18 protein-coding genes are annotated in these 13127 nt (G+C 63.5%); 10 read left to right on the top strand and 8 right to left on the bottom strand.

The genetic code is table 11. The annotated features are described in order from the left end of the window. Nucleotides 1-147: 147 nt before the first annotated feature. Nucleotides 148-1707, bottom strand: a complete 1560-nt coding sequence (locus tag N551_RS0133535) for an outer membrane protein (RefSeq protein WP_027570633.1) — start codon at nucleotides 1705-1707, stop codon at nucleotides 148-150. A gap of 274 nt (nucleotides 1708-1981) precedes the next feature. Between N551_RS0133535 and N551_RS0133530 the strand changes: the two genes are divergently transcribed. The 3 genes from N551_RS0133530 to N551_RS0133520 all read left to right on the top strand — a co-directional run bounded on the left by N551_RS0133530 (nucleotide 1982) and on the right by N551_RS0133520 (nucleotide 3848). Beyond that, nucleotides 1982-2749, top strand: coding sequence for an SDR family NAD(P)-dependent oxidoreductase (locus N551_RS0133530; protein ID WP_027570632.1), 768 nt, complete (start codon nucleotides 1982-1984; stop codon nucleotides 2747-2749). A gap of 221 nt (nucleotides 2750-2970) precedes the next feature. Beyond that, on the top strand, nucleotides 2971-3219 hold the full coding sequence (locus N551_RS0133525; protein ID WP_018454141.1) for a helix-turn-helix domain-containing protein: 249 nt from the start codon (nucleotides 2971-2973) through the stop codon (nucleotides 3217-3219). 113 nt (nucleotides 3220-3332) lie between these two features. Next, nucleotides 3333-3848: a collagen-like protein gene (locus tag N551_RS0133520; protein ID WP_027570631.1), complete on the top strand. Its 516-nt coding sequence runs from the start codon at nucleotides 3333-3335 to the stop codon at nucleotides 3846-3848. 9 nt (nucleotides 3849-3857) lie between these two features. Here N551_RS0133520 and N551_RS0133515 read toward each other — a convergent pair whose 3' ends face one another. Both N551_RS0133515 and N551_RS0133510 read right to left on the bottom strand, forming a co-directional pair. Continuing rightward, the gene (locus tag N551_RS0133515) at nucleotides 3858-4073 is read right to left on the bottom strand and encodes a hypothetical protein (protein ID WP_027519699.1); all 216 of its coding nucleotides are present in this window, start codon (nucleotides 4071-4073) and stop codon (nucleotides 3858-3860) included. A gap of 96 nt (nucleotides 4074-4169) precedes the next feature. Further along, nucleotides 4170-4436: a DUF2277 domain-containing protein gene (locus tag N551_RS0133510; RefSeq protein ID WP_018454139.1), complete on the bottom strand. Its 267-nt coding sequence runs from the start codon at nucleotides 4434-4436 to the stop codon at nucleotides 4170-4172. A 125-nt stretch (nucleotides 4437-4561) separates the two neighbouring features. Between N551_RS0133510 and N551_RS0133505 the strand changes: the two genes are divergently transcribed. The 4 genes from N551_RS0133505 to N551_RS0133490 all read left to right on the top strand — a co-directional run bounded on the left by N551_RS0133505 (nucleotide 4562) and on the right by N551_RS0133490 (nucleotide 7253). Beyond that, nucleotides 4562-5653, top strand: coding sequence for an alpha/beta fold hydrolase (locus N551_RS0133505; protein ID WP_027570630.1), 1092 nt, complete (start codon nucleotides 4562-4564; stop codon nucleotides 5651-5653). Between the two features lie 145 nt (nucleotides 5654-5798). Then, nucleotides 5799-6143, top strand: coding sequence for a hypothetical protein (locus N551_RS0133500; RefSeq protein WP_027570629.1), 345 nt, complete (start codon nucleotides 5799-5801; stop codon nucleotides 6141-6143). A gap of 74 nt (nucleotides 6144-6217) precedes the next feature. Beyond that, the gene (locus N551_RS0133495) at nucleotides 6218-6619 is read left to right on the top strand and encodes a DoxX family protein (RefSeq protein ID WP_371180160.1); all 402 of its coding nucleotides are present in this window, start codon (nucleotides 6218-6220) and stop codon (nucleotides 6617-6619) included. A gap of 31 nt (nucleotides 6620-6650) precedes the next feature. Continuing rightward, nucleotides 6651-7253 carry an MSMEG_1061 family FMN-dependent PPOX-type flavoprotein gene (locus tag N551_RS0133490; protein WP_027570627.1) on the top strand — a complete coding sequence of 201 codons (603 nt, stop codon included), beginning with the start codon at nucleotides 6651-6653 and terminating at the stop codon, nucleotides 7251-7253. A gap of 85 nt (nucleotides 7254-7338) precedes the next feature. Here N551_RS0133490 and bfr read toward each other — a convergent pair whose 3' ends face one another. From bfr to N551_RS0133475, 3 genes are all read right to left on the bottom strand, one after another. Next, complete coding sequence (gene bfr, locus N551_RS0133485) at nucleotides 7339-7827, bottom strand: bacterioferritin (RefSeq protein ID WP_007600720.1); 489 nt, start codon at nucleotides 7825-7827, stop codon at nucleotides 7339-7341. Nucleotides 7828-7959: 132 nt separating this feature from the next. Further along, the gene (locus N551_RS0133480; RefSeq protein WP_027570626.1) at nucleotides 7960-8232 is read right to left on the bottom strand and encodes a bacterioferritin-associated ferredoxin; all 273 of its coding nucleotides are present in this window, start codon (nucleotides 8230-8232) and stop codon (nucleotides 7960-7962) included. Nucleotides 8233-8394: 162 nt separating this feature from the next. Further along, entirely contained in the window at nucleotides 8395-8694 is a 300-nt protein-coding gene (locus N551_RS0133475; RefSeq protein ID WP_027570625.1) for a hypothetical protein, read from the bottom strand. A gap of 135 nt (nucleotides 8695-8829) precedes the next feature. Between N551_RS0133475 and N551_RS0133470 the strand changes: the two genes are divergently transcribed. Together N551_RS0133470 and N551_RS0133465 are read left to right on the top strand one after the other, a co-directional pair. Continuing rightward, nucleotides 8830-9174: a hypothetical protein gene (locus N551_RS0133470; protein ID WP_027570624.1), complete on the top strand. Its 345-nt coding sequence runs from the start codon at nucleotides 8830-8832 to the stop codon at nucleotides 9172-9174. Between the two features lie 212 nt (nucleotides 9175-9386). Continuing rightward, the gene (locus N551_RS0133465) at nucleotides 9387-9671 is read left to right on the top strand and encodes a hypothetical protein (protein WP_007613695.1); all 285 of its coding nucleotides are present in this window, start codon (nucleotides 9387-9389) and stop codon (nucleotides 9669-9671) included. 87 nt (nucleotides 9672-9758) lie between these two features. On the opposite strand, the gene N551_RS0133460 is transcribed toward N551_RS0133465, so the two are convergent. Beyond that, nucleotides 9759-10985 carry a lytic murein transglycosylase gene (locus N551_RS0133460; RefSeq protein ID WP_027570623.1) on the bottom strand — a complete coding sequence of 409 codons (1227 nt, stop codon included), beginning with the start codon at nucleotides 10983-10985 and terminating at the stop codon, nucleotides 9759-9761. Between the two features lie 7 nt (nucleotides 10986-10992). After that, complete coding sequence (ettA, locus tag N551_RS0133455) at nucleotides 10993-12642, bottom strand: energy-dependent translational throttle protein EttA (protein WP_007600707.1); 1650 nt, start codon at nucleotides 12640-12642, stop codon at nucleotides 10993-10995. A 232-nt stretch (nucleotides 12643-12874) separates the two neighbouring features. Here ettA and N551_RS0133450 point away from each other — a divergent pair, with 232 nt between their 5' ends. Next, entirely contained in the window at nucleotides 12875-13090 is a 216-nt protein-coding gene (locus N551_RS0133450; protein ID WP_027519710.1) for a hypothetical protein, read from the top strand. The last annotated feature ends 37 nt before the right edge of the window (nucleotides 13091-13127 follow it).

Here is a 13127-nt window from a genome sequence, read left to right as displayed (position 1 = left end):
CCAAGGCCGCCGTTTCCGACCCCTTAATTTCGAGTTAGCCTTTCATGAAACTTCGAAACGAATCCTGAAGGAAATTGTCACAGCTGCGTGCAGACCGCATCGCGGTCGTTACGCCCCCGCCGGATGGGCCGCCAGACCCGGCACGGATCAGTTGAACTGATACGCGAGACCGAAAGTCGCAACGTGGGTGCGCAGTGTGACATCGAAAGTATCGACGGTGTTGCTGGGCGCGAAGTGCGACGTTCGGCCGATTGCGTAAGTCGACGTGCCGAAATCGGCGAAGCGGTATTCGGCGCGCGCCAGCCAGTGATGGCCCAGCGCCGTCTCCAGGCCACCGCCGAGGGTCCAGCCCAGTTTCGTCGTGGAGTTCGCTATCACGGACGGAGATAAATTAAACAAGGTCCGGCAGGGCGCGCTCCCGCAGGTCGAGATCACCTCGTCATGCTGCCACGCCGCACCGCCGCTCGCGAATAGCAGCGTCGCTGGCGTCACCAGGAAGCCGAGACGCGCGCGCAGGTTCGCGTCCCATGTTGACTTCACCCCAAGGGAATCGGCGCTCTCGTGGAAGGTGCCGAACGCCGGCGACACCGGATATCCGCTCAGCGTGACGGTCCGGTCGGCAAAGCCGGCGTCGCCTTCGATGCCGGCGACCCATTTGGGCGCGAATTGCCAGTTGACGCCGGCATAGGGACTGGCGCGGAAGGCGGTGCCGTTGAACGGCACGGTGTTCTTCTCGAGCGGGATCAGTGCAACGCCAAACAGTTCCGACGTTGCCGCCGTATCCACCTGCTGCGCGCGGACGCCGAGTCCAAGACCGAGATACGGGCCGGTCCATGACATCGCGATCGGCGCTGCCTTGGTGATCATCGCTGCCTGCGCTCCTGCCACGATCGGGTCGCCGAACTTGTAGGCCAGGCCGAACGAGGCGGCGTGAGTCTGGATCTTGAGATCAAATTTGTCCGCGGTCGAATTGAAGCCCGAAGCGGGCACGGCGGTCCGAGCAATGGTGAACGGTGTAGCGCCAAAATCGGCGTAGCGATATTCGGCGCGTGCAAACCAATTGCCGCCCAGCGCGGTCTCGATGCCGCCACCGACGGTCCAACCAACCTGGATAGACGATGCGGAAATCACGGCGGGCGAAAATGTAAAGCCGGGACAGTTGGCGCAGTTCGAATTGATGTAGCTACGCTGCCAGGCGATGCCACCGGTCGCATAGGCCAGCGTGGCAGGTGTGAGCAGGAAGCCGAGACGGGCACGCAGGCTGGCGTCCCACTCGGTCTTTACGGTCAGGCTGTCGGGCGGCAAGGCGAAGCGGACGAAGCCGGGGGAGAAGGCCAGCGACTGGCGCGTGGTGGACTGATCGGCGAAGCCGACATCGCCTTCGAGGCCCGCAATCCATTGCGGCGCCAATTGCCAGCTGTAGCCGGTAAAGGCACTGGTGCGGAAGCCCAGCCCGTCGAAGGACGCGCTTGTCGGCCGGCCGTCCGCCAGATTTTGCGGGGCGCCGGCGACCGTCTCCGATGTCGCCGTGGCGTCCGTGCGCGAACCACGGAAACCAAGCCCAAGACCCGCATAAAATCCGCCCCAGAGTGACGTGACCGCCGATGGGACCTTGTACGTCGGCGCGCCCCCGATATCCGCCGCCAAGGCAGGCACCGTCGCTACGAACGCGACCAGAGCCGCGCTTCCGCCCCTCAATTTCTTCATGCCCAATACCCCGTCCGCGCGGAATCGCCGCCGCCCCAAATATTCGAGACAGATGTGACGCTGACGGCGCCAAACTTCTTGGACCCAAGCGACGGCGGATCAGACAAGAACGAACTGGCGATGTTCGTGCCGTGCCGTGGCATCTTTGCCACGTCCACCGGAAGTCACCGCGACGCCCGATTGCATAAGGCGTCAGCGCGGCATGGCGTTTCTGCCGCTTCCGTTTTCAACTAGTCTTGCCGGCAACGTTGAAAACCCAGCCAAGGAAACGCCCATGCCTCTCCTCCAAAACCATATCGCCGTTATCACGGGCGCCGGATCCGGCATCGGCCGGGCGATCGCTTCCGGCTACGCCCGCGAGGGCGCGCAAGTGGTGTTGCTCGACGTCAACGCCGACACGGTCGCGGAAGCCGCCGTGGATATCCGCAAGTCCGGCGGCAAGGCCGAGAGCTTTGCGCTCGACGTGACCAAGCGCGACGACTGCTTTGCGCTCGCCAAGCAAGTCGCCGACAAGGTCGGGCAGGTCTCGATCCTCGTCAACAATGCCGGCATCACCCGCCGCAACGCCTTCACCGCGGAGCCGGAGACAGTGGCGAAGGACTGGAACGACATCATCTCGCTCAACCTCAACGGCGTCTTCAACATGACGCAGGCGTTCCTCAGCCCCTTGCGCGCAGCCAAGGGCCGCATCGTCAATATCGGCTCGATCCAGTCCTTCGTGCATCTGCGCACGCCGAGCTCGGCGGCCTACACCACCTCGAAGCACGGCGTGCTCGGCTTCACCAAGGCGCTCGCGGTCGAGCTCGGCAAGGAGGGCGTGCGCGTCAATGCGATCGGGCCGGGCTTCATCGAGACCAATATCAACGCCAATGTGCGCGCGACCAATCCGGCGCTGGTGCAGGCCTTCGTCGATCACACCCCGCTGGCGCGCACCGGCAAGCCCGAGGACATCGTGGGTCCCGCGATCTTCCTTGCGTCGGACATGTCGTCCTACGTCACGGGAACGATCGTAATGGTGGACGGCGGATACCAGACGGTGTGAGCGGGGTGATGCCCGCTCCGTAACGCAGGGTATGCTCGCAGGAATATGCAATCCGTGCCAATCGCGGCGGTGCGGCGGCATTCCCAAGGTCAATTCGTGCGATCGCCTGCGGTTAACCTTTCGTTAACCAAACCCGCCCACCGTAGATCTACGGCTTGGGGGTCGTTTGTTCTCGATCCGCTTCCAAAGACGGAAGCGGGCGTTGATCGGGGAGTGTGTCGATGACCACTGTTCATGTCGCTGCGTCCGAACCGGGCGCGTATGTCCTTTCACCGAACCAGATCGTTCCGCTGCTGATCGGCGCCACCGTCGACGAGGTCGAGCGTGAGCTCGTGCTGCAGACGCTCGCGCGCTGCGACGGCAATCGCACGCGCGCCTCGCGCGTGCTCGGCCTCTCGGTGCGCACGCTGCGCAACAAGATCAGGCTCTATGCCGCGTCCGGCATCGAGGTGCCGGCCTATCACGACTAGCGCGCGACGTGCGGCCGATTGGTGTTGATCATGCGCAGGCGCGGGCCCGGGCGGAATTGCCGCTGTCGTCAAACGCCGCTAATTAGCTTGCTTCCGGTCGAGGGAGCAGCGGCGTGGCAGACGAACAAAAACGGCAGGGACCTCAGGGACCGCGCGGACGGCAGGGCGAACCGGGGCGGCCGGGACCGCAGGGTCATCCGGGCAAGCGCGGGCCGGATGGCGCGCGCGGCAAGCCAGGACCTCAGGGCAAGCCGGGGCCGATCGGAAAGCCCGGACCGCTGGGCAAGCCCGGTCCGCAAGGCAAGCAGGGCGAAGCCGGCCCGCGCGGGGCGGCCGGTGCACCGGGACCTGTCGGACCGCAAGGGCCGGCGGGGCCGCAAGGCCCGCGCGGCGAGGCCGGGCCGCCCGGCCCATTGCCGTCGATCGAGCAGGTGCTGCCGTGGCTCGATCAGCTGTTCGACGCCTGGGACGAGCGCCGCCGCCAGCGGGAGCATGAAGCTGCCGAGCGCGAGGCGCTGGAAGCCGCCGTGCAGGAGACCGACGACGCGCCCCTCGGTGACGAAGACGAGGACAGCGAAGGCGATCACAGGAAAAAGAAGAAAAAGAAGAAGCGCGGCCAGAAGGACTGACAGGCGAATCTATTTCGTCCCATTCTCGCGTCGCGGCAGCATGCCCATGCGCTCGAACTGCCAGCGCATGGCGCGGTACCAGAGATAGCCGACCGCTGCGCCGCACAAGGCCAGGATCACGACGTTCGCGCTCGAGAACGAGCCGCTCCACCACGTCATCCACGCGGTCCACAGCAGCGTGAAAACGATGGCACCTGCTTTCAGCGGAAGAAGGGGGCGGGTCATGGTAGTGCTCCGGCGTGTCAAAAGCCCGGCGAACATCATCGCGCGTCGAGACCGTTTTCACCGTGAGCCAGGTCACGGAACGGACGCGCGAGCCGCCTAACCGAACCGCAGCCGCGAACGTTCCTTGGCCTTTTCCGCCTCGACCTCACGGTCGCGTGCCGGGGCATGGGTGTGCAGCGACGTCAGAAGTTTTCGCGCAGCCTCCGAGACCTCCGCCACCGCACGGTCGAAGGCCGCCTCGTTGGCCTGCGACGGCTTGTTGAAGCCGGACAGTTTTCGAACGAACTGGAGCGCGCTGGCGTGGATCTCATCCTCCGTCGCCTCCGGCTCGAAGTTGAACAGCGTCTTGATGTTGCGGCACATGCATTCTCTCCTGACCTTTCCCTCAAGGACGACCGGCGAAAACGAAATCCTACATCCTTCCGGACAGTTCTGCTAAGTTCCGCCGCAACGCGGCCGCCGACCAGAGCCGCACGGGGGAAATAGACATGAAAGCTTCTTGCTCGGCGCTGTCAGCCATCCTGTTGTCCGTCTCGTTGGCGGCCATCTCGACATCCGCATGGGCGGCCGATTATCCGGCGCCGAAACAGGGCGACTGGGTCGCCAGGGATTTCAAGTTCCACACTGGCGAGACCATGCCGGAGCTGAAGCTGCACTACACCACCGTGGGTGAGCCGAGCGGCCAGCCGGTCCTGGTGCTGCACGGCACCGGCGGCTCAGGCGCGAGCATGCTGTCGCCCGCCTTCGGCGGCGAGCTGTTCGGCGCGGGGCAGCCACTGGATGCCTCCAAATATTACATCATCATCCCCGACAATATCGGCCATGGCAAATCGTCAAAACCGTCCGACGGGATGAAGACGAGCTTCCCGAAATACGATTACGACGACATGGTCGAAGCTCAGTATCGCCTGGTGACGGAAGGGCTCGGGGTCAAGCATCTGCGGCTGGTCTTCGGCAATTCGATGGGCGGCATGCACACCTGGCTGTGGGGCGAGAAATATCCGAAGGCGATGGACGCGCTGATCCCGATGGCCTCGCAGCCGACCGAGATGGCGTCGCGCAACTGGATGCTGCGGCGGATCATGCTCGACACCATCCGCAGCGACCCCGACTACAACGGCGGCAATTACACCAGCCAGCCGCGCATGATGAAATACGCCATCACTGCCTACGGCATTGCAAGCATCGGTGGAACGCTGGCCTATCAATCGCAGGCGCCGACGGCGGCGAAGGCCGACAAGATCGTCGACGAGCGGCTGGCCATGCCGATCACGGCAGATGCCAACGACTTCGTCTACCAGTGGGAGTCCTCGCATGACTACAATGCCGGCGAGAAGCTGGGGGCCATCGAAGCGCCGCTGCTGCTGATCAATTCAGCCGACGACGAACGCAATCCGCCTGAGACCGGCATCACGGACGCTGCGATGACGCGGGTCAAGAACAGCAAACTGTATCTCATCCCGGCAAGCACCGAGACGCGCGGCCACGGCACCACCGGAAACGCCAAATTCTACAGCGAGCAGGTCGAGCAATTTCTGCAAGCCGCGCCGCAGCAAACGATCGAATCTGCGCGCCGCTGATTTTGCATCGCATCAACGGTCGTCTAGCCCGCATATTATTTGAGCATGCATTACGCTGACGGCTCGGGCTTAATTGCGTCGATGTCCGAATCGACGCGTGGGAAAATCGCGCGCCAACGGCACGACACGCGATGAGGAGGATCGCATGCACAGGCTCGCACTGTGCGTTTGGCTCGCGGCACTGACGGGCGCCGCGTTCGCGTTCGACAACGGGCAATATGATCACGTCCCGCCCGACATCCGCGCCTGGTTCAAGAGCGTGATCGCACCGAACGGCGTGCCCTGCTGTGATGTCTCCGACGGCCATCGCACGGAGTACGACGTGCGCAGCGGTGCCTATTGGGTGCCGATCGAGGGACAATGGATGGAGGTGCCCGAGCACGCCATCATCCGCGACCGCGGCAATCCGGTGGGTCAGGCCGTTGTGTGGTACGTCCGTCACCGCGGCGCCGTCATCATTAGTTGCTTCGTGCCGGCCGATGCGGTGTAGCGCGCGATAGCGCCTCGGCGCCGCGCGTGCTAGTTCGGCCGATGGCTCCTGCGAACGACAGAACGCGCACTGTGATGCGCTTTGTGCTGGCAGCGTTTTACATCGTGGCCGGCATCGCGCATCTGCGGGTCCCCGACAAGCTGCTTGCGATCACGCCGGCCTGGGTTCCGTTTGCAACACAGTTGATCCTCATCACTGGCGTTTGCGAGATCGCAGGAGCGGTTGCGCTGGTGACGAAGCCGCTGCGCTGGTGGGCAGGCGTTGCGCTCGCGCTCTATGCGCTTTGCGTGTGGCCGGCCAACATCAAGCATGCCCTGGAGGGCATCGACCTTCCACCCATCCCCAACAGCTGGCTCTATCACGGGCCGCGACTGGCGCTGCAGCCGGTGCTGATCTGGTGGGCTTTGTACTGCGCTGGCGTGATCGACTGGCCGTGGCGGCGTGACGAGGGGGATAGCGATCGCGCCGGGAGATGATATTCTCAGACATTCCACCAGGGAGACCTTCGTGACTGATCTTTGCGCCGAAGACCTCGCTACCATCTATGCCCAGCCGAGCCCGCGCGTAATCGCGAAAGCGCGCCCCGCGATCGATGCGCACGCGAAGAAATTCATCGAGATGTCGCCGTTTTGTGTGCTCGCGACGTCGGGAGCCGATGGCAGCGTCGATGCCTCACCACGCGGCGGCGGCGTTGGCTTCGTCCACGTCGCCGGCCCCAACCAGTTGCTGATGCCTGATCGCTCCGGCAACAACCGGATCGACAGTTTTCGGAATGTGGTGGAGGGCTCGGGCTTCGTGCATCTGTTGTTCTTCGTCCCCGGCATCGACGAGACGCTGCGCGTCGGCGGCCGCGGTACGCTGTCGGCCGATCCGGACCTGCTCGCCTCAATGGTGGAGTTTGGCAAGTCGCCGCGCGCGGTGCTGAACGTCGCCGTCAGCGAAGTCTATTTCCACTGCGGCAAGGCCCTGATGCGCTCGAAGCTGTGGTCATCCGAGAAGGTGCCGCGCTCGGTAATGCCGAGCATCGTCGAGGTGGTCCACGAGCAGACCGGCCTTGGTGAGCCGCAGAGCCAGGAGATCGTGGAAGAGCTCTACAAGACGCAGTTGTAGCTGGCGTCGTGGACTGCCGTCCCGGCCTGGCGCGCAATTGCGCATCAGACCGGCACGGAGTTTGTGGCAGCGCTAACGCGCCAAACTAGTGCCCCTCGCCCTCGAGCCCGCCAACGTGCTTCTGGGTATAGAGCTCGAGGCCGATGCGGCCGATCAGGTCGAGCTGGGTCTCGAGGAAGTCGATGTGGTGCTCCTCGTCGCTCATCAGTTTCTCGAACAGGTCGCGCGTGACGTAGTCCTTGACGCTGTGGCAGTAGGTCGCCGCTTCCTGGTAGAGCGCCCGCGCGCTCATCTCGGCGGCGAGATCGCACTCGATGATCTCCTTGACGTTCTGGCCGATACGCAAGGGATCGAGCACCTGCATGTTCGGGAAGCCGTCGAAGAACAGGATCCGCTCGGTGAGCTTGTCGGCGTGCTCCATCTCCTCGATGGACTCCTTGCGCCAGACCTTGGACATGTCCCGAAGGCCCCAATTGTCGAGGAAGCGGTAGTGCAGCCAGTACTGGTTGATCGCAGTCAGCTCGTGACGCAGTGCCTTGTTGAGATAGTCGATAACTTTTGCGTCGCCCTGCATGGTTCACTCCAGCTCTTGCAGTCCAAATCGGCCGTAAACCGAATTTAGAACGCTTCTAAATGAGTTTGAGGACTGGGGCAACCGGCTACGGGGACGCAGCCGGGAAAAGCTCAGTCAGGGTTGCGGAAGATTTCAGCAGGCCGCGAGGGCGAACTCGGCCGGCTGGGCCGTCTCGTCATTGGCGGCCACAGTGTGATTGTGCGGACAGCCGGAGCAGCAGGACGAGGCACAGGGGCCGAGCGCTTCATCGATAATGGTCTTGATCGTCCGAGCGCAGCGGCCGCATTCGGCGCTACAGCCGAGACATCCATAGACCTGCTTGGCATGGCGCACGGCGTCGTCGGACTCGGCGACGGCGGCGCGGATGTCGTCATCGCTCAGCACGTTACAGGAACAAACGATCATGGAAGCGGCAGGCCCTTTTGGTGATGCGCCATCATCGATATTTAAGGGGCCGGCCGGATGCAAAAGGAAAAAGCGGAATTTGAAGCTATTCCAAACTAGCCCGCAAACAGCCTAGAACGGCTCTAAAACAGGTCTTTGCGCTGGATCAAGATTGCGGCGGATCTAGTCGCCTCCGCCGCCTCCACCATCGCCGCCGCCCCCGCAATCTCCGCCACTACTGCCGCCATCGCTGCTGGAACAGCTGCCGCCGTCGGTCGCGCTGCCGGAACTGTCGCTGGAAAACCAGCTCCCCAATGAGAAGCCGTCGCTCGTGCCCGCGGAGGTGTCGCCACCACTATTGCCGCTGGCCCCGGCGCGGGAGCGCCGCTGGCCGCGGTTCTGGAGATGGGTGATCCAGCCGTAGCCGATCGCGACGACGATCCCGGCAGCGATCAAAGCATTTATCATCGCGTTGCCCATCATCGCCTTTCCCTGGCAGAGCTGCGGTCCATGTTAATTGGTCGCCCCCGGCAAAGGTGCCGTTCATTGATCATTCAATCGAAATATGGAACTTTACCCCCAAAGAGTTCCCGCGTGTTTTGCTCGAAAGGTCAGTCAATGAAGAAGTCGCTCCTGGCAATCGCTGCCGTCGCCGCTGTGGCCCTTAGCGCCGCTACACCAGCCCAGGCGCAACGCGGCGTTGCCGCGGGCGTGGCAGCCGGAATCATCGGGGGCGCCATTGTCGGTGGGGCGCTGGCCTCTCCGTACTATTACGGGCCCGGCCCTGGCCCCGGCTACGCATATGGTCGGGGATATGGCCCCGGCTACTATCCGCCGCGCTACTACGCGCCGGGCCCGGGCTACGTCGCCGACGACTATTACGGCAACGGCTGCGTCTGGCAGAAGCAGCGCTTCTGGGACGGTTATGCCTGGCGCGTCCGCCGCGCCAGAGTCTGTGGCTGAAGTCGCCCCAAGCCGGTTCATTCCAGATGCGCCGTTCATCTAGGGGCCTGAAAAAGACCGCTTTTTCTCGTCACAGCTCCGTGCGCGTTTACCGCGGATTGACCATTTGCGCGCTTCCTAGCTGCAAGGCCAATTCCATCAGAGTCTGCGTGAACCTTTGAACCCCGGGCGCTCCTAACAAGGAGCATCCATCTCTCAGGAGAGCCAAGAGTATGAAGAAGACTTTAGTTGCCGCCCTCACGGTTGCGACGATCGCCGGTTCGCTGGTGACCGCTACGCCATCCGCCCAGGCCCATGACGGCGTCGGCGTCGGCATCGCAGCCGGCCTGATCGGCGGCGCGATCGTCGGCGGCGCAATCGCATCGAGCCGTCCCGCCTATGGTGGACCGGTTTACGTGGCCGAGCCCGGCCCGCCGCCGCCGCCTTGCTACTGGCAGCGCCAGCGCTACTGGGACGGCTACGGCTGGACCGTCCGCCCGGTTCGCGTTTGCTACTGATCTGATCGCATGGCGCACATGAGCGCCGCGATCGAAGCCCGGCCGAGCACCTCGGCCGGGCTTTTTTTCTTTTAGCTGGCCCTGTGCCTACGGCGCCGCCTGGATCGAGCGCAGCACCTCTTCGCTCGGCCAGCAATCGACCTTGAGGCCTGCGGACTTCTGGTAGGCGCCGAGCGCAGCGCGCGTCTGCATGCCCGCCTTGCCGTCGATCTTGTCCTTGTAGAGCCCCGCGCGCGTGAGCCCGCGCTGCATCGCCTCGACATCCCTGGTTCGCAATTGCTTCGAGGCAGACCACGGCGTCGCGAACGGTTGCGGGCTCGTCATGCGGTCGGCGAGATGGCCGACGAACAGCACGTAGAGATCGGAGAAATTGTATTCCTTGATGACGAAGTAGTTCTTCGTGGTCAGGAAGGACGGGCCGTAGATGCCTTCGGGTTGCAGCAGCGAGGCCGGCTGGGCCTGCTCGGCGGCAGTGAGCTTTTGTCCACGCACCGGCACAAAGCTTTCGCGCAGCCACTGGCCGATCGGCTTCGTCACCTCGGGCACGCCAGCGGTGCAATCGACCTTGGCCGGTGCCTGCACCTCGTAAGCCCAGCGCACGCCGCTCTGCCAGCCCTTGTTGACGAGCTGCTGCGCGGCGGAGGCCAGCGCATCCGGCACCGAATGCCAGATGTCGATGCGGCCGTCGCGGTCGAAATCGACGCCGTGCTTGTAATATTCGGACGGCAGGAATTGCGTGAGCCCAGTCGCGCCGGCCCAGGACGAGCGCATGTCCTTGCGTGTCACCACGCCGTCACCGAGAATTTTCAGCGAGAGGATGAATTCGTTGCGATAGGTGTCCTTGCGGCGGCCGACATAGGCCTGCGTCGCCAGCACGCGCACGAGATCGTAAGGCAGTGTGTAGCGGCCGTAGTCGGTCTCGCGGCCCCAGATCGCCAGCATGACGGTGGCCGGCACGCCCGAGCTCTTCTCGATCTCGGTCAGGGCCGGACGATATTTTTGCAGCAGCCGCTGCCCCTCGCCCGCAAGCCGCGCGATCGAGGCTTCCCTGACATAGTCCGCCGGCACCTGCACGAACTCGGCCTGCGACGGCGCCCCGGTCGCGGGCCGCCCCGGCAGGATCAGATCCGGCAGCTTGTAATCCGGCTCGAGGCCGCGCGTCTCTCGTTCGAACGTCGCGCGCGATACGCCGGCGGTCTCCGCCTCCGGCCACAGCGAGGCGATGAACTGCGTGAAAGCGGCGTCGGCAGCGCGGGCGGGCGACAGGCCGCAGGTGATAGCGATCACCGCAGCTATGAGCACCCGCCGCATCATGCTGAGATCACCGCGTCAGCTTCTTGTACTTCACGCGATGTGGAATGATGCTGTCCTGGCCGAGGCGGCGCATCTTGTCCTTCTCGTAGTCCTGGAAGTTGCCCTCGAACCATTCGACATGGCTGTCACCTTCGAACGCCAGGATGTGGGTCGCGATACGGTCGAGGAACCAGCGATCATGGCTGATGATGACGGCGCAGCCGGCAAAATCCTCCAGCGCCTCTTCGAGCGCACGCAGGGTGTCAACGTCGAGGTCGTTGGTCGGCTCGTCGAGCAGCAGAACGTTGGCGCCGGATTTCAGCATTTTCGCAAGGTGCACGCGGTTGCGTTCGCCGCCGGAGAGCGCGCCGACTTTCTTCTGCTGGTCGGCGCCCTTGAAGTTGAACGACGAACAATAGCCGCGTGAATTGACTTCCCTCTTGCCGAGCAGGATCAGCTCGTTGCCGCCGGAGATCTCCTCCCACACGTTCTTGCTGCCATCGAGCGCGTCGCGCGATTGGTCGACGTAACCGAGATGAACGCTCTCGCCGACCGTGATGGTGCCCTTGTCCGGCTCTTCCTGCTTGGTGATCATCCTGAACAGCGTGGTCTTGCCGGCGCCGTTGGCGCCGATCACGCCGACGATACCGCCGGGCGGCAGCTTGAAAGTGAGATCGTCGATCAGCATGCGATCGCCGAAACCTTTGCTGAGCCCTTCGAAATCGACCACATTCTGACCTAGGCGCTCGGCCACCGGAATCGTGATCTGCGCGGTCTGTGTCTGCTTTTCGCTCGCCTGCTTCAGCAGTTCGTCATAGCGCTGATAGCGCGCCTTGGATTTGGCCTGGCGGGCTTTCGGGGAGGACGCGATCCATTCCTGCTCGCGGGCCAGCGTCTTCTGATGCGCAGCGTCCTCGCGGCCCTCCTGCTCGAGCCGCTTCTGTTTCTGCTGCAGCCACGACGAGTAATTGCCCTCGTAGGGAATGCCCTTGCCGCGATCGAGCTCGAGAATCCAGCTGGTGACGTTGTCGAGGAAGTAGCGGTCATGGGTGACGATCAGGATCGCGCCGGGATAGTTGCGCAGATGGCCTTCCAGCCACGACACCGATTCCGCGTCGAGATGGTTGGTCGGTTCGTCCAGCAGCAACAACTCAGGCTGGTCGAGCAGCAGCTTGCACAGTGCGACGCGACGGCGCTCACCGCCGGAGAGTTTCGACACGTCGGCATCGTCGGGCGGACAGCGCAGCGCATCCATGGCCTGGTCGACCTTGCTGTCGAGATCCCAGAGGCCCTGGGCCTCAATCTCGTCCTGCAGCTTGGTCATCTCGTCGGCGGTCTCCTCGGAGTAGTTCATCGCCAGCTCGTTGTAGCGATCGAGGATAGCCTTCTGCTTGGCAACGCCCAGCATGACGTTCTCGCGCACGCTGAGTGCCGGATCGAGATGCGGCTCCTGCTCAAGATAGCCGACGCGGGCGCCCTGGGCGACCCAGGCCTCGCCGTTGTACTCCTTGTCGAGGCCGGCCATGATCTTGAGCAGCGTCGACTTGCCCGAGCCGTTGACACCGAGCACGCCGATCTTGGCGTCCGGGTAGAAGCTCAGATGGATGTTATCGAGCACCTTCCGGGTCGGGTAGCTCTTGGTCAGGCCCTGCATGAAATAGATGAACTGGCGCGCCATCGGTCCCGAAAACCTTCGATTTGAGGAAATTTGCTTGCCGCCGATGTAGCGATCCCGCTCCCAAAGGGCAATGTTTTCCCTCCGTTCACCACGGATGAATACGGGACGGACACCATCCCGCCGCTGATCCGGACAATTGAAACCATCTTTTAATAAATCAGGCCAAAGCTCGTTTTCGCGCGGAAACAGCGCCACCCGCTCAGAATGAACGGGAGCATAGCGAGACAGCGTCATGGCCATGATCGAGACCCATTCCCTTCCCGTTCCGGCGGAAGCCGGCAGCGCCTCCGCATTTGCCTCGGAGATCAAGGGCTTCTGGAAGCGCTTCTTCGCCACCGCTTTCAATCCCTACCGGCCCGAACTGCACTACATGCGCGGCCCCGGCCCCGCATGGCGTGCCAAGCACGGCATGAATGCGCCGTTCCGGCTCAAGCCCCGCGACCTCTGAGCCTTTATCAGCTGTCGGATTTTTGAAGACGCGAACG

The sequence above is a fragment of the Bradyrhizobium sp. URHA0013 genome (assembly GCF_000518345.1).
GTDB lineage: Bacteria > Pseudomonadota > Alphaproteobacteria > Rhizobiales > Xanthobacteraceae > Bradyrhizobium.
This window is presented reverse-complemented; position numbering and strand designations above follow the sequence as displayed.

Coding starts and splice junctions, on each gene's coding strand:
- N551_RS0133535 (WP_027570633.1), bottom strand. CDS start 1,707: ATGAAGAAATTGAGGGGCGGAAGCGCGGCTCTGGTCGCGTTCGTAGCG.
- N551_RS0133530 (WP_027570632.1), top strand. CDS start 1,982: ATGCCTCTCCTCCAAAACCATATCGCCGTTATCACGGGCGCCGGATCC.
- N551_RS0133525 (WP_018454141.1), top strand. CDS start 2,971: ATGACCACTGTTCATGTCGCTGCGTCCGAACCGGGCGCGTATGTCCTT.
- N551_RS0133515 (WP_027519699.1), bottom strand. CDS start 4,073: ATGACCCGCCCCCTTCTTCCGCTGAAAGCAGGTGCCATCGTTTTCACG.
- N551_RS0133510 (WP_018454139.1), bottom strand. CDS start 4,436: ATGTGCCGCAACATCAAGACGCTGTTCAACTTCGAGCCGGAGGCGACG.
- N551_RS0133505 (WP_027570630.1), top strand. CDS start 4,562: ATGAAAGCTTCTTGCTCGGCGCTGTCAGCCATCCTGTTGTCCGTCTCG.
- N551_RS0133500 (WP_027570629.1), top strand. CDS start 5,799: ATGCACAGGCTCGCACTGTGCGTTTGGCTCGCGGCACTGACGGGCGCC.
- N551_RS0133495 (WP_371180160.1), top strand. CDS start 6,218: ATGCGCTTTGTGCTGGCAGCGTTTTACATCGTGGCCGGCATCGCGCAT.
- bfr (WP_007600720.1), bottom strand. CDS start 7,827: ATGCAGGGCGACGCAAAAGTTATCGACTATCTCAACAAGGCACTGCGT.
- N551_RS0133480 (WP_027570626.1), bottom strand. CDS start 8,232: ATGATCGTTTGTTCCTGTAACGTGCTGAGCGATGACGACATCCGCGCC.
- N551_RS0133475 (WP_027570625.1), bottom strand. CDS start 8,694: ATGATGGGCAACGCGATGATAAATGCTTTGATCGCTGCCGGGATCGTC.
- N551_RS0133470 (WP_027570624.1), top strand. CDS start 8,830: ATGAAGAAGTCGCTCCTGGCAATCGCTGCCGTCGCCGCTGTGGCCCTT.
- N551_RS0133465 (WP_007613695.1), top strand. CDS start 9,387: ATGAAGAAGACTTTAGTTGCCGCCCTCACGGTTGCGACGATCGCCGGT.
- N551_RS0133460 (WP_027570623.1), bottom strand. CDS start 10,985: ATGATGCGGCGGGTGCTCATAGCTGCGGTGATCGCTATCACCTGCGGC.
- ettA (WP_007600707.1), bottom strand. CDS start 12,642: ATGGCGCGCCAGTTCATCTATTTCATGCAGGGCCTGACCAAGAGCTAC.
- N551_RS0133450 (WP_027519710.1), top strand. CDS start 12,875: ATGGCCATGATCGAGACCCATTCCCTTCCCGTTCCGGCGGAAGCCGGC.